The sequence below is a fragment of the Streptomyces sp. NPDC111628 genome, from assembly GCF_055635195.1.
Map to the genome: position 1 here is coordinate 1558510 of NZ_JBVKBZ010000001.1, position 23988 is coordinate 1582497.

Here is a 23988-nt window from a genome sequence, read left to right on the forward strand (position 1 = left end):
GAGTCGCCGGGTGACGAGTACGGGCGTGACGGACGAAGCAGAGGACTCGGGACCCGGCGGCTACGCGGCGGCCCGGCTGCGCCTCCTCACCGAGGGGGCGCGGTCCGGGCCGCCGCGCCGCAGGGCGCTCGCCGGACTGACGGACGACTGGCTGGCGGGCCTCTTCGGCGCGGCCACCGAGGAGCGCACGGGGATCTCGCTCGTCGCGGTCGGCGGCTACGGGCGCGGCGAGCTGTCCCCGCGCAGCGACCTGGACCTGCTCCTGCTGCACGACGGCCGGGACGACAAGGCCGTCGCCGCACTCGCCGACCGCCTCTGGTACCCGGTCTGGGACCTCGGCATCGACCTCGACCACTCCGTACGCACCCCGCAACAGGCCCGGAAGACGGCGGGCGAGGACCTGAAGGTCCACCTCGGTCTGCTGGACGCCCGCCACCTGGCCGGAGACCTCGGCCTGACCGCCTCCCTGCGCACGGCCGTCCTCGCCGACTGGCGCAACCAGGCCCCCAAGCGCCTCCCCGAACTCCGCGACCTGTGCGCCGAGCGCGCCGAACGCCAGGGCGAACTCCAGTTCCTGCTGGAACCCGACCTCAAGGAGGCCCGCGGCGGCCTGCGCGACGCCACCGCGCTGCGTGCCGTCGCCGCCTCCTGGCTCGCCGACGCCCCGCGCGAGGGACTCGCCGAGGCCCGGCGGCGCCTGCTCGACGTACGCGACGCCCTCCACCTGGCGACGGGCCGGGCGACCGACCGCCTGGCGCTGCAGGAACAGGACCAGGTGGCGGCCGAACTGGGCCTGCTGGACGCCGACGCGCTGCTGCGGCAGGTGTACGAGGCGGCCCGCGTCATCTCCTACGCGGGCGACGTCACCTGGCGCGAGGTGGGCCGCGTGCTCCGCTCGCGGTCCGTACGGCCGCGGCTGCGCGCCATGATGAACGGAAGAAACGGCGGGAAACCGGTCGCCGAGCGCTCCCCGCTCGCCGAGGGCGTCGTGGAGCAGGACGGCGAGGCGGTGCTCGCCCGCACTGCACGCCCCGAACGCGACCCCGTACTCCCGCTGCGCGCCGCGGCCGCCGCCGCGCAGGCCGGGCTCCCGCTCTCCCTGCACGCCGTACGGCGCCTGGCGGCCACCGCGCGCCCCCTGCCCACGCCCTGGCCCGCCGAGGCGCGTGAGCAGTTGGTGACCCTGCTGGGCTCGGGCCGGCCCACGGTGCAGGTCTGGGAGGCGCTGGAGGCCGAGGGCCTGGTCACCCGGCTGCTGCCCGACTGGGAGCGGGTCCGCTGCCGCCCGCAGCGCAACGCCGTGCACCTGTGGACCGTGGACCGGCACCTGATCGAGACGGCCGTCCGCGCCGCCGGGTTCGCCCGCCGGGTGCACCGCCCCGACCTGCTCCTGGTCGCCGCGCTGCTGCACGACATCGGCAAGGGCTGGCCCGGCGACCACTCCGTGGCCGGCGAGACCATCGCCCGGGACGTCGCCGCCCGCATCGGCTTCGACGGCGCGGACACGGCCGTCCTGGCCACCCTCGTACGCCACCACCTCCTGCTCGTGGAGACCGCCACCCGGCGCGACCTGGACGACCCGGCCACCGTGCGCGCGGTCGCGCAGGCGGTCGGGACCGAGCACACGCTGGAGCTGCTGCACGCGCTGACCGAGGCGGACGCGCTGGCCACCGGGCCGGCCGCCTGGTCGTCCTGGCGCGGCTCCCTCGTCGCCGACCTGGTGAAACGGGTCGCCGGGGTACTGGCCGGGGAGCCGCAGCCCGAGGCCGAGACCGCCGCGCCCACCGCCGAACAGGAGCGGCTCGCGGTCGAGGCCTTCCGCACGGGTGGTCCGGTACTGGCGCTGCGGGCCCAGACGGAGCCACCCGCCGATCCCGCCCCGGCTCCGTCCTCTTCCTCCTCTCCGCCCTCTTCCTCCTCTCCCGCCTCGGCCGACGGTCCCGAGCCGCTCGGGGTGGAGCTGTTGATCGCCGTACCCGACCAGGCGGGCGTGCTCCCCGCGGTGGCCGGGGTCCTGGCCATGCACCGGCTGACCGTCCGCACCGCCGAGCTGCGGTCCCTTCCGCTGCCGGACGGCGTCGAGGGCTCCGTCCTGCTCCTCGACTGGCGGGTCGCGGCCCAGTACGGCTCCCTGCCCCAGGCCGCCCGGCTCCGTGCCGACCTGGTCAGGGCCCTGGACGGCACCCTGGACATCGCCGCACGGCTCGCCGAACGGGACGCCGCCCACCCCCGGCGCCGGGGCGTGGAGCCGCCCCCGCCCCGCGTCACCGTCGCCCCGGCCGCGTCCCGGCTGGCCACGGTGATCGAGGTCCGCGCCCAGGACGCGCCGGGGCTGCTGTTCCGGCTCGGGCGGGCCCTGGAGGCGGCGGGGGTGCGGGTACGGAGCGCGCACGTGTCGACGCTGGGGGCCAACGCGGTGGACGCCTTCTACGTGACGCGGGACGCGGGCACGCCGCTGCCCGGGGACGAGGCGGCGTCGGTGGCCCGGGGGCTGGAGGAGTCGCTGCGGGCGTGAGCGTCCGCTCTCTGCAGCGGGCAGGGACACTTTGCTTGCCGGGCCGGATACCCTGGAGGGCGACCCACACCAACGCCGACGCGAGGACCTACGCCGCCGTGTTCGATACTCTCTCCGACCGCCTGTCAGCCACCTTTAAATCCCTCCGGGGCAAAGGAAGGCTGACCGAGGCGGACATCGACGCCACGGCCCGCGAGATCCGCATCGCGCTGCTTGAGGCCGACGTGGCGCTGCCCGTCGTGCGCGCCTTCATCAAGAAAGTCAAGGAGCGCTCCCTGGGCGCCGAGGTCTCCAAGGCACTGAACCCCGCCCAACAGGTCCTCAAGATCGTCAACGAGGAACTGGTCGGGATCCTCGGCGGCGAGACCCGCCGCCTGCGCTTCGCCAAGCAGCCGCCGACCGTGATCATGCTGGCCGGTCTCCAGGGCGCCGGTAAGACCACGCTCGCGGGCAAGCTGGGCCACTGGCTCAAGGAGCAGGGCCACTCGCCGCTCCTGGTCGCCTGTGACCTCCAGCGCCCCAACGCCGTCAACCAGCTGAGCGTCGTCGCCGAGCGCGCCGGTGTCGCGGTCTACGCCCCCGAGCCGGGCAACGGCGTGGGCGACCCGGTCAAGGTCGCCAAGGACTCCATCGAGTTCGCCAAGGCCAAGGTCCACGACCTGGTCATCGTCGACACCGCCGGCCGCCTGGGCATCGACCAGGAGCTGATGCAACAGGCCGCGGACATCCGGGACGCGGTCAGCCCCGACGAGATCCTCTTCGTCGTCGACGCGATGATCGGTCAGGACGCGGTCAACACCGCCGAGGCCTTCCGCGACGGCGTCGGCTTCGACGGCGTGGTGCTCTCCAAGCTCGACGGCGACGCCCGCGGTGGTGCGGCCCTGTCGATCGCCTCGGTGACCGGCAAGCCGATCATGTTCGCCTCGAACGGCGAGAAGCTCGACGACTTCGACGCCTTCCACCCGGACCGGATGGCCTCCCGCATCCTCGACATGGGTGACCTGCTCACCCTGATCGAGCAGGCGGAGAAGACGTTCAGCCAGGAAGAGGCCGAGAAGATGGCCTCCAAGCTGGCGTCCAAGAAGGGCCAGGACTTCACCCTGGACGACTTCCTGGCCCAGATGGAGCAGGTCCGGAAGATGGGCTCCATCTCGAAGCTGCTCGGCATGCTGCCCGGCATGGGTCAGATGAAGGACCAGATCAACAACCTCGACGAGCGCGACGTCGACCGCACGGCCGCCATCATCAAGTCGATGACCCCGGCCGAGCGCCAGGAGCCGACGCTCATCAACGGCTCGCGCCGCGCCCGTATCGCCAAGGGTTCCGGTGTCGAGGTCAGCGCGGTCAAGTCGCTCGTGGAGCGGTTCTTCGAGGCCCGCAAGATGATGTCCCGCATGGCCCAGGGCGGCGGCATGCCCGGTATGCCGGGGATGCCCGGCATGGGAGGCGGCCCCGGCCGGCAGAAGAAGCAGCAGAAGAAGGCCAAGGGCAAGCAGCGCTCGGGCAACCCGATGAAGCGCAAGCAGCAGGAGCAGGAGGAGGCAGCCCGTCGCGCCGCGGCCGCACAGAGCGGGGGCGCGCTGGGGCTGCCGCAGCAGGGCGGGCAGGACTTCGAGCTGCCGGACGAGTTCAAGAAGTTCATGGGCTGACCGCCCGTTCGGGCTCAGTACGCCGCCGGGGCGCCTCCTGTCGCAGGCCGGGGCGCCTCCTGTCGCAGGGGGCGCCCCGGCGTCGTACACCCACATGCCCGCGCGGCTTTCCTGTCGTAGCGTCCGGATATGACCAATCCGTCCCCGCCGCGCAAGGCACCGGAGCCGCCCTGGCGGACCGAGGGCACGCCGGACGAGCCGCCCAAACCGCCGCCCGGTGGCCGGCGGATGCGCGGCGGCTGGTGGAACCTGATCCTGGCCGCGCTGATCGTCTACCTCATCGCCAACCTCGTGCTCTCCTTCTTCAACGAGGGCGACGAGCCGACCATCTCCTACACGGAGTTCAGCAAGCAGGTCGACGAGGGCAACGTCAGCAAGATCTACGCCAAGGGCGACGCGATCCAGGGGCAGCTGAAGAAGGCCCGGGACAATCCCGAGGGCGACGGGACGTACACCAAGTTCACGACCGAGCGGCCGACCTTCGCGGACGACCAGCTCTGGGCCGACCTGACGAAGAACAAGGTCACGGTCACCGCCGAGCCCGTCGTGCAGCACCGCAGCTTCCTGGTCAACCTGCTGATCGCGTTGGCTCCCATGCTGCTTCTGGTGGTGCTGTGGATCTTCATCGCGCGGCGCATGCGGGGGGCCCTGGGCGGCGGGGCGGGCGGGATGCTGGGCCGCAAGGCGCCGCCCAAGCCGGTCGAGCTGGAGGCCGGGAAGCCGCGCACCACCTTCGCGGACGTCGCCGGGATCGACGAGGTGGAGGGTGAGCTGAGCGATGTCGTCGACTTCCTGAAGAACCCGGACGCCTATCGCCGCATGGGCGCCAAGATGCCCCGGGGTGTGCTGCTGACCGGCCCGCCCGGTACGGGAAAGACGCTTCTCGCGCGCGCGGTGGCCGGAGAGGCGGGCGTGCCGTTCTTCTCCGCGTCGGCGTCCGAGTTCATCGAGATGATCGTGGGCGTGGGCGCCTCCCGGGTGCGGGAGCTGTTCGCCGAGGCGCGCAAGGTGGCGCCGTCGATCATCTTCATCGACGAGATCGACACCATCGGCCGGGCCCGCGGCGGCGGCTCCGGCATGGGCGGCCACGACGAGCGCGAGCAGACCCTGAACCAGATCCTCACCGAGATGGACGGCTTCTCCGGTTCGGAGGGCGTGATCGTCATCGCGGCCACCAACCGCGCGGACATCCTGGACGCGGCCCTGACCCGCCCCGGCCGCTTCGACCGGGTGGTCAGCGTCTCGCCGCCGGACCGGAGTGGCCGGAAGGCGATCCTGGAGATCCACACGCGCGAGATCCCGCTCGCCCCGGACGTCGACCTCGCCCAGGTCGCCCGTACGACGCCGGGCATGACCGGCGCCGAGCTCGCCAACCTCGCCAACGAGGCGGCGCTGCTCGCGGTCAAGCGGAAGCAGGACCAGGTGACGCAGGCGAATCTCTCCGAGGCGCTGGAGAAGGTCCAGCTGGGGGCCGAGCGCCCGCTGGTGATGCCCGAGGAGGAGCGCCGGCGCACCGCCTACCACGAGAGCGGACACGCCCTGCTCGGCATGCTGCAACCGGGCGCCGACCCCGTCCGCAAGATCACCATCGTGCCGCGCGGCCGGGCCCTCGGGGTGACGCTGTCGACGCCGGACGCGGACAAGTACGCGTACACGGAGGAGTACCTGCGCGGGCGGATCATCGGGGCGCTGGGCGGGATGGCGGCCGAGCACGTCGTGTACGGGGTGATCACGACCGGTTCGGAGAGCGACCTCGAACAGGTCACCAACATCGCCCGCGGGATGGTCGCGCGGTGGGGCATGAGCGAGCGGGTCGGACGGCTCTCCGCCCTCCCCGGCGACGCGCAGCAGGCGTACGGCCTGGCCGCCGCACCCCAGACGCTCGACGCGATCGACGGCGAGATGCGGCGGGTCGTGGACTCCTGCTACGAGGAGGCCGTGCGCAAGCTGCGCGACCACCGGGGACAGCTGGACGCGCTCGCCGAGTCGCTGCTGGCGAGCGAGACGCTGGACGAGGCGGAGGCGTACCGCATCGCCGGGATCACCCGGCTGACGAAGGACGACCCGGAGGCGTGAGCGCCGTGCGTCCCTACTTCTGCGGGAACTTCCAGACGTAGGGCTCGCCGTCCTCCTCGGACCAGTGGACCTCGACGCTCGTGGCGCCCGCGGGGATCACGTAGGTCTCGCAGAAGACGTGGCTCTCGCCCTGCTTCCAGCTCTCGACGTCGTACGGGTCCTCGCAGCCCGGCGCGTCCTCGGAGGCGCCGATGAGGACGCCGCCGCGCTGCCGGTCCGCGAAGACCGTGGCGCCGTCGTGCACGTCGGAGCCCTCGGTCAGGGCGGGACCGCCCTTGTGCGTGTACTTGATGTGCGCGGTGGCCAGCACCTTGCCCTTGGCGTCCGCGGCGTCCGCCACCGCCTTCGCGGCCTCCGCCTCGGTGCCCACCTCGACCTTCTGCGCCACGACGTCGTAGGTGACCTCGCCGGGGTCCTCCGCGACCTTCCCGCTCGCGCTCTCGCCCTGCGCCATGTCGCCGCCCGACGCGGACTGTGAGGGCGACGGCGAGGCCTCGGTGGTCGCCCCGGTGGTCGCGCCGCCCTTCGCGTCGGCGCCGGTGTCGTCGTCCCCGCCCCCGCACGCGGTGAGGGCCAGGGCGAGGACGGCGACGGGCGCGGCGAGGCGCAGTGCGGTCTTGCGGTGCGGCACTACAGGCTCCTGTATGCAGATGTGTCTGTTCCCCCGAACGGTGGATCAGCGTAGAGGTCCACACCTGCATCGAAAGCAGCCAGTCTGAACCAGTCGTCAGGTGACCCGGGCGATCAGATAGCGGAACACGTTCGGCATCCATACGGTCCCGTCCGGCCGCTGGTGCGGATGCAGCGCCTCCGTCAGCTCCTTGTCGACCTGCTCCCGGTCGGTCGCCGCGACCGCCGCGTCGAACAGCCCGGTCGACAGCAGCCCGCGCACCGCGCTGTCCGTGCCGGCGTAGCCGAACGGGCACGCCACCCGCCCCGAGCCGTCCGGCCTGAGCCCGGCCCGCTGGGCGACCTCCTCCAGTTCGTCACGCAGGGCGGGGCGCCAGCCGCCCGTACCGCGCATCGGGTCGGTGAGCCTGGCCGCCACCCGCAGCACCGACGCCGTGGCGCACCGCTCGGGCGGGCCCCAGCCGGCCAGCACCACGGCCGCCCCGCGCGCGGCGAGCGGCGTCGCCCGGGCGAGCAGGTCACCGAGCGCCTCCGAGTCACCCGCGCGGCACCCGGTGGGTTCGAAGGCGGTCACCAGGCTGAACGCCGGTGCCGTCGGGTCCACCGCGTCCCCGGGCGAGCCCTCGACGATCCGTGGCGTGTCGGTACGCGTACGCGTGCGGGTGCTCCCCGTGCCGCCCGTCCCGGGTTCGTCGGACGTCTCGGGCAGCAGGCGCCGACGGGCCAGGTCCAGGAGTTCCGGAGAGCGGGAGTCGACCCCGGTCACCGCCGCACCGCGCGAGGCGGCCATCAGCAGCGCGAGTCCGGAACCGCAGCCCAGGCCCAGCATCCGGGTGTCGCCGCCCACGTCCAGTCGCTCGTAGACGGCCTCGTAGAGCGGTACGAGCATCCGCTCCTGTATCTCGGACCAGTCACGCGCGCGTGCACGCAGGTCCACGTGAGGCGTCGCCTCCGCGTGAGTCGAGTGCTGCCGCACGAGCGTAGGTGTCATAGGAAAGTGCCCCAATCGCCGAGTGTTGCCGCCGTGCCCCGATTTCGTGGCCCCCGTGCAGTGCGCTCGCACTCCCCCCGTATGCCAGGTAACTCCGGGCTCGCCGTGGCGTCCAGTGGTGGCGGGGCCCGGTTTGCCCGATCCCCGGCACCGTGGCGAGATTTCACTTCCCGGCAACACGGGCCTGGCCGCGTGGTACCCGGGACATCCCCGTCCCGCGCCCCGGCCCGGATGGCCGGATCGTGTCGCCGGTCGATGACCGTGGGTGGCCGCCGCACCGACGGCACGGTTTTGGCCAAGGTCGGCCGGGCCGGCGGTGACCGTGCGGCGCCCGGACGGGACCGGGAGGCGGGGCGGTGCCGCACGCCGGTGGCGCACCCGGTAACGTCACGTCCGTCGACGCGTCCACTCGGACGGCGCCCCTCCGGGGCGACAGCGGCCGAAACGCCCCTTGCGCACACGTGGGCCCCTCGCACTCCGGCGCGTGGACGGCGGTTACGCGCCGGTGCGTACGTCGGACTACGCACCAGCTTGGTATGAGCTGTGAGGCTTCTCCGCAGATCAGCGCACCCGCCCTCGTCGGGACGCATCAGCGGCAACTGACTGGTACGTGCAAATTATTTGGGATGCCCCGGAATAGGAACACAGCGGCACCCCGGCTCGTTGTCATTACGTGAGCACGACACCACCTGTTCTCGCCGCAGAGCTGGCGCAGGCGTGGGCCGACATTCAGCGGCACCACACCGAGCTGCCCGATCTTGCCGCGCCCGAGTCCCTGATCGGAGAGTCGTCGTCCGCCTGCGGGCACGAGCTCTCCTTCGAGCGACTGCTTCATGAGGCAGTCCACGGCATCGCCGCCGCGCGCGGAGTACGCGACACCTCCCGCGCGGGGCGCTACCACAACCGTCGATTCCTCGCGATCGCCGAGGAGCTGGGCCTGGACCATCCCGAGGAGCCGCATCCCAGCAGCGGCTTCTCGCTGGTCACGCTCACCCCCGAGGCGAAGCGCCGGTACCGCCCGACGATCGAACGCCTCCAGCGCGCGCTGAAGGCCCACACCGTCGCCACCGCGACCGACACGGCCCGCAGCTTCCGCGGTCCGGCCGCCCGGCACGGCTCCTCCGGGGGAGGGGTGCGCGTGAAGGCGGTCTGCGACTGCGGGCGCAACGTCCGCGTCGTCCCGTCCGTGCTGGCCCAGGCGCCGATCATGTGCGGCGGCTGCGGCAAGCCGTTCCGGATCCCGGAGGTGGTCGGCGCGGGAATGAGCTGACGGCCCGGCTGCTCGTGGCAGCCGGGCCGGGGCCGGGCGCCGCCGTCCGGAGGCGAGTGGCCCGCCCCCGGGCGGGCCCCGGAGCCCGCCGTCCGACGGGCCTGCCCGCGTGTGGCACAATGGCTAGCTGTACTCGACAGTCGCACAGGACCCCTCTCTCCTCCGGCTGACGCGTCCATCGGGCACTCGGGTACCGCAACCCCACGCGGCTCTCTCGCCGTGCCCACCCACGTCAAAACCAGGAGAACCCACTCCCGTGGCAGTCAAGATCAAGCTGAAGCGTCTGGGCAAGATCCGTTCGCCTCACTACCGCATCGTCGTCGCCGACTCCCGTACCCGCCGTGACGGCCGGGCCATCGAGGAGATCGGCAAGTACCACCCGACGTACAACCCGTCGGTGATGGAGGTCGACGCCGAGCGTGTCGCGTACTGGCTCGGTGTCGGCGCCCAGCCGACCGAGCCCGTGCTCGCCATCCTGAAGAAGACCGGCGACTGGCAGAAGTTCAAGGGCGAGCCCGCCCCGGCTCCGCTGCTGCAGCCGGCCGAGAAGGCGGCCCGCCCGTCCTTCGAGGCGATCGGTGGCGAGGACGAGGGCAAGGGTGAGGCGATCACCCAGAAGAAGAAGGCCGACAAGAAGGACGAGGCCGCCGCCGAGTCCTCCGCGTCCGAGGCCTGAGCATGCTCGAGGAGGCTCTCGAGCACCTCGTGAAGGGCATCGTCGACAACCCCGACGATGTGCAGGTCGCCTCGCGCAACCTGCGCCGCGGGCGGGTGCTCGAGGTCCGGGTCCACCCCGACGACCTCGGCAAGGTGATCGGCCGCAACGGCCGCACCGCACGCGCGCTGCGCACCGTCGTGGGCGCCATCGGTGGCCGCGGTGTCCGTGTCGACCTCGTCGACGTGGACCACGTCCGCTGACACCAATCGCAGCACCGGCTCGGGCCGGGGAAGGCCACTGGGCCGTCCCCGGCCCGCAGTCGTATGAGCCCGGAGGCCGTACGGCCTTCAAGCGGCTCGTCCGCAGTTCCGACAGGAGATCAAGCACAGTGCAGCTGGTAGTCGCGCGCATCGGCCGCGCCCACGGAATCAAGGGCGAGGTGACCGTCGAGGTCCGCACGGACGAGCCGGAGCTGAGGCTCGGGCCCGGTGCCGTACTGGCCACCGACCCCGCCGCCACCGGGCCGCTCACCATCGAGTCCGGCCGGGTGCACAGCGGCCGCCTCCTGCTGCGCTTCGCCGGCGTCCACGACCGCACCGGCGCCGAGGCGCTGCGCAACACCCTCCTGATCGCCGACGTCGACCCCGACGAGCGGCCCGAGGACGAGGACGAGTACTACGACCACCAGCTGATCGACCTCGACGTGGTCACCGAGGACGGTACCGAGGTCGGCCGCATCACCGAGATCTCCCACCTGCCCACCCAGGACCTCTTCGTGGTGGAGCGCGCCGACGGCGGCGAGGTCTACGTGCCGTTCGTCTCCGAGATCGTCACCGCGATCGACCTCGACGCGCAGCGCGCGGTCATCGACCCGCCGCCCGGCCTGATCGACGACCGGGCCGAGATCGCCTCCGCGCGCGAGGACGGCGACGGTCCGGGAGAAGACGCCTGATGCGGCTCGACGTCGTCACGATCTTCCCCGAGTACCTGGAACCGCTGAACGTCTCCCTCGTCGGCAAGGCACGCGCGCGCGGACAGCTCGGCGTCCACGTGCACGACCTGCGCGAGTGGACGTACGACCGCCACAACACGGTCGACGACACCCCCTACGGCGGCGGTCCCGGCATGGTCATGAAGACCGAGCCGTGGGGCGACGCCCTGGACTCCGTCCTGGCCGACGGCTACGAGACGGGGTCGGGCGAGCCCGCCCTCATCGTGCCCACGCCCAGCGGCCGCCCCTTCACCCAGGAACTCGCCGTCCACCTCTCCGAGCGGCCCTGGCTGATCTTCACGCCCGCCCGCTACGAGGGCATCGACCGCCGGGTCGTCGACGAGTACGCGACCCGGATGCCCGTGTACGAGGTGTCCATCGGCGACTACGTGCTGGCCGGCGGAGAGGCCGCCGTACTCGTCGTCACCGAGGCCGTGGCCCGGCTGCTGCCCGGCGTGCTGGGCAACGCCGAGTCCCACCGGGACGACTCCTTCGCCCCCGGCGCCATGGCCAACCTGCTGGAGGGCCCCGTCCACACCAAGCCGCCGCAGTGGCGCGGGCGCGGCATCCCGGACGTGCTGCTCAGCGGCCACCACGGCAAGATCGCCCGCTGGCGTCGCGACGAGGCCCTGCGCCGCACCACGGCCAACCGGCCCGACCTGATCGAGCGGTGCGATCCCGCCGCCTTCGACAAGAAGGACCGCGAGATGCTCTCCATCCTGGGCTGGCAGCCCGACCCGGACGGGGAACCGTACGGCCGATTTTGGCGCAGGACCCCGGGCATGGAAGAATAGGCGGCTGTTGTGCGTCCGTCCGGAGCGCGCCCCTGCCACAGGGGGAGACGACGCCCGTCCCGACCCGCACGACCCTGATTCCGAAACACCTAGTTTCCGTCGATGGCCTGTGGCATCGGCGAAGAAAGCAGACGAAATGTCTCACCTGCTCGACTCCGTCGACGCCGCGTCGCTGCGCAGCGACGTCCCGGCCTTCCGCCCCGGCGACACCGTCAACGTCCACGTGCGCGTCATCGAGGGCAACCGCTCCCGTGTGCAGCAGTTCAAGGGCGTCGTCATCCGCCGTCAGGGCGCCGGCGTGCGCGAGACCTTCACGGTCCGCAAGGTCTCCTTCTCCGTCGGCGTCGAGCGCACCTTCCCGGTGCACACCCCGATCGTGGAGAAGATCGAGCTCGTCACCCGCGGTGACGTCCGCCGCGCCAAGCTGTACTACCTGCGCGAGCTGCGCGGCAAGGCCGCGAAGATCAAGGAGAAGCGCGACAGCTGAGCGCCCTCCGGGGTCCGCGCCGGGGCCGGATAGCATCTGGCCCCGATGGACACCGAAACACAGCACACGGAGCGCGACCGCTCCTCCCGCCCTTCCGACTCCGAGCAGCCCTCGGATCCGGAGGGCCCGGAGGAACGGTCGCGTTCCGCGTTCACGGGGTGGATCAGGGACTGGGTGCCGGGCGGCCGGATCACCGTGACCCTGCTGATCCTCCTGCTGTTCCTGCTGCTGGTCAGCACCTTCGTCCTGCAGCCGTTCCAGATCCCCAGCGGATCGATGGAGCGCGGATTGAGGATCGGTGACCGGGTTCTCGTAAATAAGTTGGCGTACCGTTTCGACGGTCGGCCGCGACGGGGAGACATCGTCGTCTTCGACGGCACCGGGAGCTTCGGGCACGGCGACTACATCAAACGCGTTGTCGGTGTGGGCGGGGACCACGTGGTGTGCTGCGACGAGGAGGGGAGGGTCCGGGTGAACGGCCAGTCGGTCGACGAGTCGGCCTTCCTGTACCCCGGCGACCGCCCGTCCACGGTGCCCTTCGACGTCGTCGTCCCCGACGGCACTCTCTTCGTCCTCGGCGACCACCGGGCCGACTCCCGCGACTCCCGCGACCACCTGGGCTCCCCGGGGGGCGGGATGGTTCCGCTGGACGACGTGATCGGCCGCGCCGACTGGATCGTCTGGCCCTTCGGCCATGCCACTCGCCTCGACCGTCCCGACGCCTACGCGCGCGTGCCGGACGCGGAGTCCGGCGCCGGGGCCGCTTCCGGCGCCGGGGCCGGAGCGGCGCCCGCCGAGGACGCCGATGGGTAGCCGGGGCAAGCCGCGGGGAGCGCCCAGCAGTCCCACGGAGAACCTGCTGCCCACCGGGTCGAGGCGCACCGCCGCGCCGTCCGGCGGCCGGTCGCGCGCCGAGCGCCGCAAACTCCAGCGCAAGGTCAAACGGCGGCGCAGACGGGGCGCCGTCAAGGAGATCCCGCTCCTCGTCGGCGTCGCGGTCCTCATAGCGCTGGTGCTGAAGACCTTTCTCGTCCAGGCCTTCGTGATCCCGTCGGGCTCCATGGAGCAGACCATCCGGATCGGCGACCGGGTCCTGGTGGACAAGCTGACCCCCTGGTTCGGGTCCGAGCCGCAGCGCGGGGACGTCGTCGTCTTCCGGGACCCCGGCGGCTGGCTCCGGGGCGAGCAGACCACCAAGAAGGACGACCCCGTCGTCGTCAAACAGGTCAAGGAGGGCCTCGCCTTCATCGGACTGCTGCCGTCCGACGACGAGAAGGACCTCATCAAGCGGGTCGTCGGCGTGGGCGGCGACCACGTCAAGTGCTGCGACAAACAGGGCCGCGTCACCGTCAACGGTGTTCCCCTGACCGAGGACTACCTGTACCCGGGGGACAGCCCGTCCCGGACCCCGTTCGACGTCACCGTCCCCGAGGGGCGGCTGTGGGTGATGGGCGACCACCGGTCCAACTCCGCCGACTCCCGCGCCCACCAGGACACCGACTTCGGCACCGTCTCCGAGGACGAGGTGGTGGGGCGGGCCATGGTGATCGCGTGGCCGTTCGGTCACTGGACCACCCTGGACGAGCCGAAAACGTACGCGTCCGTGTCCGACGCGGCCGCCGGTTCGACCGCCGCTCCCGCGCTGTCGCATAGGGTTGCCCCCTACGATCCGAACGCGATGATGGAACTCCCGACCCCTGCGGAACTCCCGCTCGTTATGGGAGTGGTGGGCCTGCGCCGTATCCGGGGCAGGCGGCGGCAGAGAGTGAGGAGTTGGCGTGGGGGATGTGGCGGTTGGCGCACGGTCCGGTCACGACGGCGAGGAGAACCGCGGACGCCCCGAGGAGAGGTCCGGTCCGGCCGCGGTCGGCGCCCCCGACTCCGGATACGGCTCCGGAACCGAGGACGGCAGGGTGACGAACGGACAGCGCGGGCAGGACGGACACAACGGCGGGACGGAGGACGAAGGAGTCGGCGGGACGCCGCCCGCGACCCCTCCCGCGGCCAAGAAGCAGCGCTCCTTCTGGAAGGAACTGCCGATCCTGATCGGCATCGCGCTGGTGCTCGCCCTGCTGATCAAGACGTTCCTGGTGCAGGCGTTCTCGATCCCCTCCTCCTCGATGGAGAACACCCTTCAGATCGGTGACCGGGTCCTGGTCGACAAGCTGACCCCCTGGTTCGGCTCCGAGCCCGAGCGCGGCGAGGTCGTGGTCTTCCACGACCCGGCCGACTGGCTGGCGGGCGAGCCGACCCCCGACCCGAACGCGCTGCAGACGGTCCTCAGCTGGATCGGCCTGATGCCGTCCGCGGAAGAGAAGGACCTGATCAAGCGGGTGATCGGGGTCGCCGGTGACACGGTCGAGTGCAACAAGACCGGCCCGCTCAAGGTCAATGGCAAGGCGCTGAACGAGCCCTACGTCTACCCGGGCAACACGCCGTGCTCGGACGACGACCAGGGCGGCCGGTTCAAGGTCACGGTGCCCGAGGGCAAAATCTGGGTCATGGGCGACCACCGGCAGAACTCCCGGGACTCCCGCTACAACCAGTCCGACAAGAACGGCGGCATGGTCCCGGTGGACGAGGTCGTCGGCCGCGCCATCGTGGTCGCCTGGCCGATGAACCGCTGGGGCACCTTGTCGGTCCCCGACACCTTCGACCAGGACGGTCTCCAGGCCCGGTCCTCGGCCTCCGCCGCGCTGTCGGTCGCGCCCCAGGGGCTGGCCGTCGCCGGTGCGGTCCCGTTCGTGTGGTGGCGCCGTCGTCGCACCGCCCCGGTCGAGACCCGCTGAGCCCGCGCGCATCCCGCCACGGTTCGACAAGCCCCCTTCCGGCCTCCGGGAGGGGGCTGCCCCGTGGGCGTACCGCCGGGTAAGGTGCCGCTCCATGGGTGGCGAGAGCACGACACGTACGGTCCCGCGCGGCGGCGGAGCGAACAAGGGCCCGGTGGGCAGCCGGACCGGACAGCGGCTGTCCGGCATCGCGGTGGCGCTGGGCCTGGTGCTGTTCCTCGGCGGCTTTGGCTGGGGAGCGGTGGTCTACCGGCCCTACACCGTGCCGACCAGCTCGATGACGCCGACGATCGACGCCGGTGACCGGGTCCTGGCGCAGCGCATCGACGGCACCGACGTCCGCCGTGGCGACGTGGTCGTGTTCAAGGACGCGACCTGGGCCAACGCCCCCATGGTCAAGCGGGTCGTCGCCGTCGGCGGGGACACCGTCTCCTGCTGCCAGAAGGGCAGGCTGAAGGTCAACGGCAAGGTGATCGACGAGCCGTACCTGCCCGCCGGCACCCCGGCCGAGATCAGCGACTTCCAGACCGTGACCGTCCCGGAGGGCCGCCTGTTCCTGCTCGGCGACGAGCGGGACAACTCCGTGGACTCCACCGCCCACCTGACCGACGCGGCCGGCGGCACCGTGTCGCGCGGCGCCGTGAACGCCCGCGTGGACGCCGTGGCCTGGCCCATGAACGGCATGCTGGAGCGGCCCACCGGCTTCGAGACGCTGGGCGACCTCTCCTCGCCGGGTCCGCTGCGGACCGTGGTCGTCCTGGTGATCGCCGGTGCCGTGCTGATCCTGGGCGGCGCTGCCTACGGGCCCCTCGCCAAACGGGCCGCGGCCTCCCGGGGCCGCAAGGGAGCGGAGCCGGCCGGTGGGCGCTGAGGTGACGCCCGCGGGGCAGGACACCTACGAGGGCGGGCTGCGCCGAGTCGCCCGGGTCGTGCTGCTCGACCCCGAGGACCGCATCCTGCTGCTGCACGGCCACGAACCGGACGATCCGGCCGACGACTGGTGGTTCACCCCCGGCGGCGGTGTGGAGGGCGAGGAGACCCGTGAGGAGGCCGCCCGGCGCGAACTGCTGGAGGAGACCGGCATCACGGACGTCGAACTCGGCCCGGTGCTGTGGCGGCGCAGGTGCTCCTTCCCCTTCGCGGGCCGCCGCTGGGACCAGGACGAGTGGTACTACCTGGCCCGCACCGCCCGGACCGCCACCGAGGCGGTCGGCCCCGGCCTCACCGAACTGGAGCGGCGCAGCGTCGCCGGAGCGCGCTGGTGGACGTGTGCGGAACTGACCCGGGCACGTGAGACGGTGTATCCGACCAGACTCGCCGAGCTGCTGACCACGCTGCTCGACGAAGGTCCCCCGGCCGGGCCGGTGACCCTGGACACGGAAATCGTCTAGGGCCGCACGGGACTGGAGCACAATGGTGGGACCGCACGGCTGAAGGGGAACATGCCATGAGCGCCGAGGACCTCGAGAAGTACGAGACCGAGATGGAGCTCAAGCTCTACCGGGAGTACCGCGATGTCGTCGGTCTGTTCAAATACGTGATCGAGACCGAGCGGCGTTTCTACCTCACCAATGACTACGAGATGCAGGTGCACTCGGTGCAGGGTGAGGTGTTCTTCGAGGTCTCCATGGCAGATGCTTGGGTGTGGGACATGTACCGGCCGGCCCGGTTCGTCAAACAGGTGCGCGTGTTGACGTTCAAGGACGTGAACATCGAGGAGCTGAACAAGAGCGACCTCGAGCTGCCCGGCGGGTGACGGAGTTTTCCACAACCGGTGAGTAGTTCACCGTGAGTGACGGGCTCGTCCCGTCTGCGTGATCGTTGGTGCCGGAGGTGGTGCCGACATGAACGCACGAGGTGCGCTGGGCAAGTACGGCGAGACGCTCGCCGCCCGCCGGCTGACCGGGGCCGGAATGACCGTCCTGGAGCGCAACTGGCGGTGTGGCAGGACCGGCGAGATCGACATCGTGGCCCGCGACGGGGACGTCCTGGTCGTCTGCGAGGTAAAGACGCGCAGGGGCGGCTCCTTCGAGCACCCGATGGCCGCCGTGACCCCGGACAAGGCGGAGCGGCTGCGGCGGCTCGCGGAGCGCTGGATCCAGACCCACGGAGGGGCCCCGCCCGGCGGTGTCCGGATCGACCTGGTCGGGGTGCTTCTCCCGCAGCGCGGCGCACCGGTGGTCGAGCACGCCAGGGGGGTGGCGTGATGGGGTTCGCACGTACGTGCTCGGTGGCGCTCGTCGGCGTCGAGGGCGTGGTGGTCGAGGTCCAGGCCGACCTGGAGCCGGGCGTGGCGGCCTTCACGCTGGTGGGACTGCCGGACAAGAGCCTCACGGAGAGCCGCGACCGGGTACGGGCGGCCGTGGTGAACTCGGGTGCGGAGTGGCCCCAGAAGAAGCTGACGGTCGGTCTCAGCCCGGCCTCGGTGCCCAAGAGCGGCAGCGGCTTCGACCTCGCCGTCGCCGCGAGCGTCCTGGGCGCGGCGGAGCGGATCGACCCGCGCGTCCTGGCCGACATCGTGATGATCGGAGAGCTGGGTCTCGACGGCCGGGTGCGGCCGGTGCGCGGCATCCTGCCGTCGGTCCTGGCCGCCGCCGAGGCCGGCTACGAACAGGTGGTCGTGCCGGAGTGCGCCGCGGCCGAGGCGTCCCTGGTCCCAGGCGTGTCGGTGCTCGGGGTGCGCAGCCTGCGCCAGCTGATCGCCGTCCTCGCCGACGAACCCGTGCCGGAGGAGGAACAGGACCTTCAGGGCCGCCCCGACCCGCTCATGGCCGGTCTGCGCATGCCCGGAACGGGCGCGGCCACCGGAATGCACAGCATGGGAGCGGCACAGCACGACCACGGGCACGACCTCGCCGACGTCGTCGGCCAGGAGTCCGCACGCACGGCGGTGGAGGTCGCCGCGGCCGGTCGCCACCACCTGTTCCTGGAAGGCCCGCCCGGCGCCGGCAAGACCATGCTCGCCGAGCGGCTGCCCGCCATCCTGCCCCGGCTCTGCCGGGCGGAGTCCCTCGAAGTCACCGCCGTGCACTCGGTGGCGGGGCTGCTGCCGCCGGGCAAGCCCCTGATCGACGTGGCCCCCTACTGCGCTCCCCACCACTCCGCCACGATGCAGGCCCTCGTCGGCGGCGGCCCCGGCATCGCGCGGCCGGGAGCGGTGTCGCTGGCGCACCGGGGCGTCCTGTTTTTGGACGAGACCCCGGAGTTCAGCAGCCACGCGCTCGACGCGCTGCGTCAACCGCTGGAGGCCGGGCACGTCGTCATCGCGCGCAGTGCGGGCGTGGTGCGCTTCCCCGCGCGGTTCCTGATGGTGCTCGCCGCCAATCCCTGCCCCTGCGGACGGTTCTCGCGGACCGACGAGCTGTGCGAATGCCCGTCCTCGGCGATCCGCCGCTACCAGGCCAGGCTGTCCGGACCGCTGCTCGACCGGGTCGACCTGCGGGTCGAGGTGGAGCGGGTCACCCGCAGCCAGCTGGCCGGTGACGGTCCCCGGGGCGACTCCACCAGGGCCGTCGCCGACCGTGTGCGGGCAGCCCGGGACCGGGCGGCCGCACGCCTCGCGGGGACCCCGTGGCGGTCGAACAGCGAGGTGCCCGGCCGGGAGCTGCGCAGCCGCTGGCGCGCCGCAGCAGGTGCGCTGGACGAGGCGGAGCGCAGTCTGGAACGTGGCGTGCTCACCGCCCGCGGACTCGACCGGGTCCTGCGCGTCGCCTGGACCGTCGCGGACCTCGTCGGCCACGACCGCCCCGACGCACGGGACGTCGCCCTGGCACTCCAGCTGCGCACCGGGGTGCCGCGGGGCGTCCCGATGGCCCTGGGAGCACTGGCATGAGCGGGGACACCACTGGCATGAGCGGGGACACCGGGCCACCGGAGGACGCCGCCCCGAGCGGTGACACCGGGCCGATGGCGAGCGAGACCCTCTTCCCGGACGCCGCCCTGTCCTGCGGCGGCGGAAGTCCGGCCGCGGGCGGGGCGGTGGCCCTGGCACCGCAGGACGCCGCGGTCAGCGGTGACGTCCGCGACGGGGGCGGACCGCGGAGTGAAGCGCCGGGCGACGACGCACTGGACGATGCGGTGCTGGACGCGGCGGCCTCGGACGATGCGGCGCCGGCCGGGCCGGACCTCGCGGTCGGGGGCGATGCCGTGGCCGTGGACGGCGTCGCCGCCGGGCCCGGTTCCGCCGCGGAAAGCCGTTCCCCCGCCGGGTCCGGTGGCGCGGGCCCGGGAGTCGACGGGAGCGGCACCAGCGGTGAGGGAGACCAGGACCGAGAGCTGCTCGGGAGGGTCTTCCTCGCCCGGGTGCTCGAACCCGGTGACGAGACGGGCGGGCGGTGGGTGCGGGAGCGCGGTGTCCAGGAGGTGGTGCGGCGCCTGCGCGAGGGCGGGCGCGCGCTGCCGGGGGTGAGCGAGAAGCGGTGGGCCGGGCTGTGCGCCCGGGCCGGCCGGGCCGACCCCCGCCGGGACCTGGCCGTCGCCCGGTCCGCGGGGGCGCGGTTCGTGGTCCCCGGGACCGCGGAATGGCCGGGGCAGCTCGACGACCTCGGTGATGCCCGGCCGCTCGGGCTGTGGGTGCGGGGCGGGCCCAGTCTGCGCATGTGGGCGCTCAGGTCGGTCGCCGTCGTCGGCGCCCGCGCCTGCACCGAGTACGGCGCCCATATGGCCGCCACCCTCGCCGCCGGCCTGGCCGAGCGCGGCTGGGTCGTGGTGTCGGGCGGTGCCTACGGGATCGACGGCGCCGCCCACCGCGGGGCCCTCGGCGCCGGCGGCGCCACCGCGGCGGTCCTCGCCTGCGGCGTCGACCGCCCCTACCCTCCCGGGCACACCGCGCTGATCACCAGGATCGCCGGACAGGGCCTGGTCGTCGGCGAGCTGCCACCGGGCGATCACCCGACGCCGAGCAGATTCATCCTGCGCAACCGGGTCATCGCCGCGCTCACCAGGGGCACCGTCGTCGTCGAAGCCGCCCACCGCAGCGGTTCGCTGGTCACGGCCCGGGCGGCCCGGCGGCTGGGCCGGCACGTGATGGGTGTGCCGGGACCGGCGACCAGTGCCCTCTCCGCGGGGGTGCACGAGATGCTGCGCGGCGACGCGGTGCTCGTCGGCGACGCCGCCGAGGTGGTCGAGCTGGTCGGCGACATGGGAGAGCTGCCGCCGGATCGGCGCGGGCCCGTCCTCCCCACCGATCTGCTGGAGTCCCGGACCCGCCAGGTGCTGGCCGGGCTCCCCGGGCGGGGAACGGCGACGGCGGAGGAGGTGGCGATCCGCGCCCAGACCACCCAGGACGACGCGGTCGCGAGGCTGTACGAGCTTCGAGCACTCGGTTACGTCGAACGACACGGCGACGGCTGGAAGTTGACACGCCAGGCGATGATCTCGGTTCGCGGTGGTCGCAGCCCGTGCTGACGCACCGTGTTCGGCCGTCCGGGGGAACCCCGACGCCCGTGGGGTTTCTGGCAGTTGAGGTATTCGAGTGATCACCCAGAGCGATCATCGTCCCCCCTGTAGAGCGTTCGGCGGAACGTATCTGCGTAGGGTGCCCACCCGCTCCTTCGCACACCGCGACGGCTCAGTCACGCTACGCTCACGATGACCCCCACGCAGACGGCCGACAGCAGGCGACAACCAGAAAGCAGACCGGCGGCCTCAGGCAGATCCACATCACGGCAGAACGGCACTAGGCGACGAATGCCCCAGCACACCTCCGGGTCCGACCGGGCGGCGATCCCCCCAGCCGCCCGCGACGGTGGCAGCGTGCGACCGTCCGCCCCCTCGACGCTCGACGAGCTGTGGCGGTCGTACAAGACGACCGGCGACGAGCGGCTGCGGGAACAGCTGATCCTGCACTACTCACCCCTCGTGAAGTACGTGGCGGGCCGGGTCAGCGTGGGGCTGCCGCCCAACGTCGAGCAGGCCGACTTCGTCTCCTCCGGGGTGTTCGGCCTGATCGACGCCATCGAGAAGTTCGACGTCGACCGGGAGATCAAGTTCGAGACGTACGCGATCACCCGGATCCGGGGCGCGATGATCGACGAACTGCGGGCGCTGGACTGGATCCCGCGGTCGGTGCGGCAGAAGGCGCGCAACGTCGAGCGCGCGTACGCGACGCTGGAGGCACGCCTGCGCCGCACCCCCTCGGAGAGCGAGGTCGCCGTGGAGATGGGGATCGCGGTGGAGGACCTCCACGCGGTCTTCAGCCAGCTGTCGCTGGCCAATGTCGTGGCCCTGGAGGAACTGCTGCACGCGGGCAGCGAGGGCGGCGACCGGCTGAGCCTGATGGACACCCTGGAGGACACCGCCGCCGACAACCCGGTGGAGGTCGCCGAGGACCGTGAGCTGCGGCGGCTCCTGGCCCGGGCGATCAACACGCTGCCGGAGCGGGAGAAGACCGTCGTCACGCTGTACTACTACGAGGGCCTCACGCTCGCCGAGATCGGGAACGTGCTGGGTGTGACCGAGAGCAGGGTCAGCCAGATCCACACCAAGTCGGTGTTGCAACTGCGCGCCAAGCTGGCGAGCTTCGGCCGCTGACCTGGGCTTTCGGTACGGATTCGGCCCCGCCCCCGACCCGGTCGGCCCACGGGCGGCCGGCTGAGTGACTCCCGTACGGGGTGCCGCGTCCGTAAAGTGGTGACGTGCCAAGGATTCGAGCGGCCTCTGTGGCCGAGCACCGGTCGATGCAGCGTGCCGCCCTGCTGGACGCGGCACGCTCCCTGCTGTCCGACGGCGGAACGGAGGCGCTGACCTTCCCCGCCCTCGCCGAACGGACGGGTCTCGCCCGCTCGTCCGTCTACGAGTACTTCCGGTCGCGCGCGGCGGTGGTCGAGGAGCTGTGCGCCGTCGACTTCCCCGTCTGGGCCGCCGAGGTCGAGGCCGCGATGGAGCGCGAGACGGCCCCCGATGCCAAGGTCGAGGCGTATGTGCGCACCCAGCTCGACCTGGTCGGGGACCGGCGGCACCGGGCCGTCGTGGCCATCTCCGCGAGCGAGCTGGACGCCGGCGCGCGCGAGAAGATCCGGGCGGCGCACGGCGGGCTGATCGCGATGATCGTCGAGGCGCTGGGCGAGATGGGGCACGGCCAGCCGCGGCTGGCGGCGATGCTCCTCCAGGGCGTCGTGGACGCGGCCGTACGGCGGATCGAACTGGGCGCGGCGGAGGAGCCCGGGGCGATCACGGAGGCGGCGGTCTCCATGGCCTTGCGCGGCGTGCGGGGCTGATCTCCCCGCGGCCGGGCAACGGCACCCCCGCCACCGGCAGCAGCCTCGACGGACCCGTGTCCAGCAGCCACGGCGGGAGCAGGGACAGCGGGTTCAGATAGACCTCGCCCCGCAGCAGACCCCAGTGCAGACAGGCCGTGCAGTGCGAACCGGTCGGCTGCACCGTGCCGAGCAGCTCCCCGGCCGCGACCTCGTCACCCTTGCCCACGGCCGCCTCGACGGGGGCGAACGTCGTCCGCAAGGGTGGTTCGCCCGTTCCCGTCAGTTCCACCGAGACCACGCCCCGGCCCCCGACCGGCCCCGCGAACGACACCCGCCCCGCGGCCACCGCGCGTACCGGCGCCCCGCCGTTCGCGGCAAGGTCCACGCCGCGGTGCCCCGGTCCGTACGGGGTCGCCGGCGGGTCCCAGCCCCGCAGGACTGCCGGCCGTGTGCCGACCGGCCAGTGCCGGGCCACGGGCGGCACCGCCGGGTCCACCGGGCCCGCCGGGCCCACCGCGTCCGGCAGACCCCGCACCGCCGCAGCCGTCGCCGGGCGCGGCGGCCCCGCGGCCTGGACACCCGGCGCGGCCGGGGCAGTCAGGACGGCCGACAGCACCACCACTCGGGCACACGCCCTCACCCATCGCCTCGTTCGCATACGGGCACCGTCCCGCACCAGGGCCGACCGCCGCCCGGCCCTGTGGACCGCGCCCCGGTTGTGGACAGCCGCGTCGCCCGGTGCCCCGCGGGTCCCGTACACTTCTGGTGGCGATCCGGGTCACCGGGTCGACTTCGCACGCCCCGACACGAGGCCCCACCAGGTTCGTGTCAGCGCCCCTCGGTCCCTAGTGGCAGGCGCGTCGCGGGCGTCAGGCGCGGGAGCCGTCCGGCTCACGCGGCACAACCGAGAAAATCAAGGAGATACGGCCATGGCCGTCGTCACGATGCGGGAGCTGCTGGAAAGCGGCGTCCACTTCGGTCACCAGACCCGCCGTTGGAACCCGAAGATGAAGCGCTTCATCTTCACCGAGCGCAACGGCATCTACATCATCGACCTGCTCCAGTCGCTGTCGTACATCGACCGCGCCTACGAGTTCGTCAAGGAGACCGTCGCCCACGGCGGCACGGTCATGTTCGTCGGCACGAAGAAGCAGGCGCAGGAGGCCATCGCCGAGCAGGCCACCCGCGTCGGCATGCCCTACGTCAACCAGCGCTGGCTGGGCGGCATGCTCACCAACTTCTCGACCGTCTACAAGCGCCTGCAGCGCCTGAAGGAGCTCGAGCAGATCGACTTCGAGGACGTGGCCGCCTCCGGCCTCACCAAGAAGGAGCTGCTGGTCCTCTCCCGCGAGAAGGCCAAGCTGGAGAAGACCCTCGGCGGTATCCGCGAGATGTCCAAGGTGCCCAGCGCCGTCTGGATCGTGGACACCAAGAAGGAGCACATCGCGGTCGGCGAGGCCCGGAAGCTCAACATCCCGGTCGTCGCCATCCTCGACACCAACTGCGACCCCGACGAGGTCGACTACAAGATCCCGGGCAACGACGACGCGATCCGTTCCGTCACCCTGCTCACCCGCGTGATCGCCGACGCCGTCGCCGAGGGCCTCATCGCCCGCTCCGGTGCCGCCGGTGGTGCCAAGGGTGACAAGGCCGCCGGTGAGCCGCTCGCCGCGTGGGAGCGCGACCTGCTCGAGGGCGAGAAGGCCGAGAAGGCCGAGAAGAAGGACGACGCCGAGGCCGCCGAGAAGCCGGCCGAGGCCCCTGCCGCCGAGGCGCCTGCCGCCGAGGCCCCCGTCGCTGAGGCTGCCGAGGCCCCCACTGCCGAGGCCGCTCCCGCCGAGGCGCCCGCCGCCGACGCTCCGGCCGCGGACGCCGAGCAGGCCTGACCCCTCACCACCTTCGGGTGCCGGACGGCGGGGGCCACACAGCCCCCGCCGTC

The 23988-nt window shown here is 72.4% G+C and carries 23 protein-coding genes and 1 pseudogene; 21 read left to right on the plus strand and 3 right to left on the minus strand.

From position 1 onward, the window contains the following. Positions 1-10: 10 nt before the first annotated feature. From ACZ7MF_RS07510 to ftsH, 3 genes are all read left to right on the plus strand, one after another. Positions 11-2515, plus strand: coding sequence for a [protein-PII] uridylyltransferase (locus tag ACZ7MF_RS07510; protein WP_471475046.1), 2505 nt, complete (start codon positions 11-13; stop codon positions 2513-2515). A 98-nt stretch (positions 2516-2613) separates the two neighbouring features. Further along, positions 2614-4164 (plus strand): signal recognition particle protein, encoded by a 1551-nt coding sequence (gene ffh / locus ACZ7MF_RS07515; protein ID WP_471475047.1) that lies wholly within the window; start codon positions 2614-2616, stop codon positions 4162-4164. A 129-nt stretch (positions 4165-4293) separates the two neighbouring features. Beyond that, a complete protein-coding gene (ftsH, locus tag ACZ7MF_RS07520; RefSeq protein WP_471475049.1) occupies positions 4294-6240 on the plus strand; it encodes an ATP-dependent zinc metalloprotease FtsH in 1947 nt (648 codons plus the stop codon). Between the two features lie 13 nt (positions 6241-6253). On the opposite strand, the gene ACZ7MF_RS07525 is transcribed toward ftsH, so the two are convergent. Both ACZ7MF_RS07525 and ACZ7MF_RS07530 read right to left on the minus strand, forming a co-directional pair. Next, positions 6254-6871 carry a hypothetical protein gene (locus ACZ7MF_RS07525; RefSeq protein ID WP_471475050.1) on the minus strand — a complete coding sequence of 206 codons (618 nt, stop codon included), beginning with the start codon at positions 6869-6871 and terminating at the stop codon, positions 6254-6256. Positions 6872-6967: 96 nt separating this feature from the next. Further along, positions 6968-7861, minus strand: a complete 894-nt coding sequence (locus tag ACZ7MF_RS07530) for an SAM-dependent methyltransferase (RefSeq protein WP_471475051.1) — start codon at positions 7859-7861, stop codon at positions 6968-6970. Between the two features lie 673 nt (positions 7862-8534). Here ACZ7MF_RS07530 and ACZ7MF_RS07535 point away from each other — a divergent pair. From ACZ7MF_RS07535 to ACZ7MF_RS07615, 17 genes and pseudogenes are all read left to right on the plus strand, one after another. Beyond that, the gene (locus tag ACZ7MF_RS07535) at positions 8535-9131 is read left to right on the plus strand and encodes a hypothetical protein (protein ID WP_003973403.1); all 597 of its coding nucleotides are present in this window, start codon (positions 8535-8537) and stop codon (positions 9129-9131) included. A gap of 256 nt (positions 9132-9387) precedes the next feature. Continuing rightward, positions 9388-9807 (plus strand): 30S ribosomal protein S16, encoded by a 420-nt coding sequence (gene rpsP / locus ACZ7MF_RS07540; protein WP_007444852.1) that lies wholly within the window; start codon positions 9388-9390, stop codon positions 9805-9807. Positions 9808-9809: 2 nt separating this feature from the next. Further along, positions 9810-10049, plus strand: coding sequence for an RNA-binding protein (locus tag ACZ7MF_RS07545; RefSeq protein ID WP_003973401.1), 240 nt, complete (start codon positions 9810-9812; stop codon positions 10047-10049). A 128-nt stretch (positions 10050-10177) separates the two neighbouring features. Beyond that, on the plus strand, positions 10178-10741 hold the full coding sequence (gene rimM, locus ACZ7MF_RS07550) for a ribosome maturation factor RimM (RefSeq protein WP_471475053.1): 564 nt from the start codon (positions 10178-10180) through the stop codon (positions 10739-10741). Next, on the plus strand, positions 10741-11574 hold the full coding sequence (gene trmD / locus ACZ7MF_RS07555; protein ID WP_356862636.1) for a tRNA (guanosine(37)-N1)-methyltransferase TrmD: 834 nt from the start codon (positions 10741-10743) through the stop codon (positions 11572-11574). Before rimM ends, trmD begins: the two co-directional genes overlap by 1 nt. Positions 11575-11710: 136 nt before the next feature. Further along, complete coding sequence (gene rplS, locus ACZ7MF_RS07560) at positions 11711-12061, plus strand: 50S ribosomal protein L19 (protein WP_003973398.1); 351 nt, start codon at positions 11711-11713, stop codon at positions 12059-12061. A gap of 45 nt (positions 12062-12106) precedes the next feature. After that, positions 12107-12874, plus strand: a complete 768-nt coding sequence (lepB, locus tag ACZ7MF_RS07565; RefSeq protein ID WP_471475054.1) for a signal peptidase I — start codon at positions 12107-12109, stop codon at positions 12872-12874. Next, a pseudogene (lepB, locus tag ACZ7MF_RS07570) lies at positions 12867-13946 on the plus strand (signal peptidase I); the annotation flags it as partial. The gene lepB (ACZ7MF_RS07565) and the pseudogene lepB (ACZ7MF_RS07570), both read left to right, overlap by 8 nt. Further along, a complete protein-coding gene (gene lepB, locus ACZ7MF_RS07575) occupies positions 13840-14850 on the plus strand; it encodes a signal peptidase I (protein ID WP_471475055.1) in 1011 nt (336 codons plus the stop codon). The pseudogene lepB (ACZ7MF_RS07570) and the gene lepB (ACZ7MF_RS07575), both read left to right, overlap by 107 nt. A 94-nt stretch (positions 14851-14944) precedes the next feature. Further along, positions 14945-15721 carry a signal peptidase I gene (gene lepB / locus ACZ7MF_RS07580; RefSeq protein ID WP_471475057.1) on the plus strand — a complete coding sequence of 259 codons (777 nt, stop codon included), beginning with the start codon at positions 14945-14947 and terminating at the stop codon, positions 15719-15721. Further along, positions 15711-16241, plus strand: coding sequence for an NUDIX hydrolase (locus ACZ7MF_RS07585; protein ID WP_471475058.1), 531 nt, complete (start codon positions 15711-15713; stop codon positions 16239-16241). The genes lepB (ACZ7MF_RS07580) and ACZ7MF_RS07585 overlap by 11 nt, the downstream gene beginning before the upstream one ends. 56 nt (positions 16242-16297) lie before the next feature. Continuing rightward, positions 16298-16606 carry a DUF2469 domain-containing protein gene (locus ACZ7MF_RS07590; RefSeq protein ID WP_003965949.1) on the plus strand — a complete coding sequence of 103 codons (309 nt, stop codon included), beginning with the start codon at positions 16298-16300 and terminating at the stop codon, positions 16604-16606. 88 nt (positions 16607-16694) lie between these two features. Continuing rightward, complete coding sequence (locus tag ACZ7MF_RS07595) at positions 16695-17057, plus strand: YraN family protein (protein WP_361011500.1); 363 nt, start codon at positions 16695-16697, stop codon at positions 17055-17057. Next, complete coding sequence (locus tag ACZ7MF_RS07600; RefSeq protein ID WP_471475060.1) at positions 17057-18682, plus strand: YifB family Mg chelatase-like AAA ATPase; 1626 nt, start codon at positions 17057-17059, stop codon at positions 18680-18682. The genes ACZ7MF_RS07595 and ACZ7MF_RS07600 overlap by 1 nt, the downstream gene beginning before the upstream one ends. A gap of 443 nt (positions 18683-19125) precedes the next feature. Continuing rightward, positions 19126-20256, plus strand: a complete 1131-nt coding sequence (gene dprA / locus ACZ7MF_RS07605; RefSeq protein WP_471475207.1) for a DNA-processing protein DprA — start codon at positions 19126-19128, stop codon at positions 20254-20256. A gap of 282 nt (positions 20257-20538) precedes the next feature. Continuing rightward, positions 20539-21381 (plus strand): RNA polymerase sigma factor WhiG, encoded by an 843-nt coding sequence (gene whiG, locus ACZ7MF_RS07610; protein ID WP_109036050.1) that lies wholly within the window; start codon positions 20539-20541, stop codon positions 21379-21381. A 128-nt stretch (positions 21382-21509) separates the two neighbouring features. After that, positions 21510-22067: a TetR/AcrR family transcriptional regulator gene (locus ACZ7MF_RS07615; protein ID WP_003973388.1), complete on the plus strand. Its 558-nt coding sequence runs from the start codon at positions 21510-21512 to the stop codon at positions 22065-22067. Here ACZ7MF_RS07615 and ACZ7MF_RS07620 read toward each other — a convergent pair. Further along, positions 22021-22707, minus strand: coding sequence for a murein hydrolase activator EnvC family protein (locus ACZ7MF_RS07620; RefSeq protein ID WP_471475061.1), 687 nt, complete (start codon positions 22705-22707; stop codon positions 22021-22023). The genes ACZ7MF_RS07615 and ACZ7MF_RS07620 overlap by 47 nt on opposite strands. 271 nt (positions 22708-22978) lie before the next feature. Between ACZ7MF_RS07620 and rpsB the strand changes: the two genes are divergently transcribed. Next, complete coding sequence (gene rpsB / locus ACZ7MF_RS07625; RefSeq protein WP_471475063.1) at positions 22979-23935, plus strand: 30S ribosomal protein S2; 957 nt, start codon at positions 22979-22981, stop codon at positions 23933-23935. The last annotated feature ends 53 nt before the right edge of the window (positions 23936-23988 follow it).

Excerpts from the sequence above, each read along its gene's own strand:
- ftsH (WP_471475049.1), top strand. The coding sequence starts at position 4,294 with ATGACCAATCCGTCCCCGCCGCGCAAGGCACCGGAGCCGCCCTGGCGG.
- ACZ7MF_RS07530 (WP_471475051.1), bottom strand. The coding sequence starts at position 7,861 with ATGACACCTACGCTCGTGCGGCAGCACTCGACTCACGCGGAGGCGACG.
- ACZ7MF_RS07545 (WP_003973401.1), top strand. The coding sequence starts at position 9,810 with ATGCTCGAGGAGGCTCTCGAGCACCTCGTGAAGGGCATCGTCGACAAC.
- trmD (WP_356862636.1), top strand. The coding sequence starts at position 10,741 with ATGCGGCTCGACGTCGTCACGATCTTCCCCGAGTACCTGGAACCGCTG.
- rplS (WP_003973398.1), top strand. The coding sequence starts at position 11,711 with ATGTCTCACCTGCTCGACTCCGTCGACGCCGCGTCGCTGCGCAGCGAC.
- lepB (WP_471475054.1), top strand. The coding sequence starts at position 12,107 with ATGGACACCGAAACACAGCACACGGAGCGCGACCGCTCCTCCCGCCCT.
- lepB (WP_471475057.1), top strand. The coding sequence starts at position 14,945 with ATGGGTGGCGAGAGCACGACACGTACGGTCCCGCGCGGCGGCGGAGCG.
- ACZ7MF_RS07590 (WP_003965949.1), top strand. The coding sequence starts at position 16,298 with ATGAGCGCCGAGGACCTCGAGAAGTACGAGACCGAGATGGAGCTCAAG.
- ACZ7MF_RS07595 (WP_361011500.1), top strand. The coding sequence starts at position 16,695 with ATGAACGCACGAGGTGCGCTGGGCAAGTACGGCGAGACGCTCGCCGCC.
- ACZ7MF_RS07600 (WP_471475060.1), top strand. The coding sequence starts at position 17,057 with ATGGGGTTCGCACGTACGTGCTCGGTGGCGCTCGTCGGCGTCGAGGGC.
- whiG (WP_109036050.1), top strand. The coding sequence starts at position 20,539 with ATGCCCCAGCACACCTCCGGGTCCGACCGGGCGGCGATCCCCCCAGCC.
- ACZ7MF_RS07620 (WP_471475061.1), bottom strand. The coding sequence starts at position 22,707 with ATGCGAACGAGGCGATGGGTGAGGGCGTGTGCCCGAGTGGTGGTGCTG.
- rpsB (WP_471475063.1), top strand. The coding sequence starts at position 22,979 with ATGGCCGTCGTCACGATGCGGGAGCTGCTGGAAAGCGGCGTCCACTTC.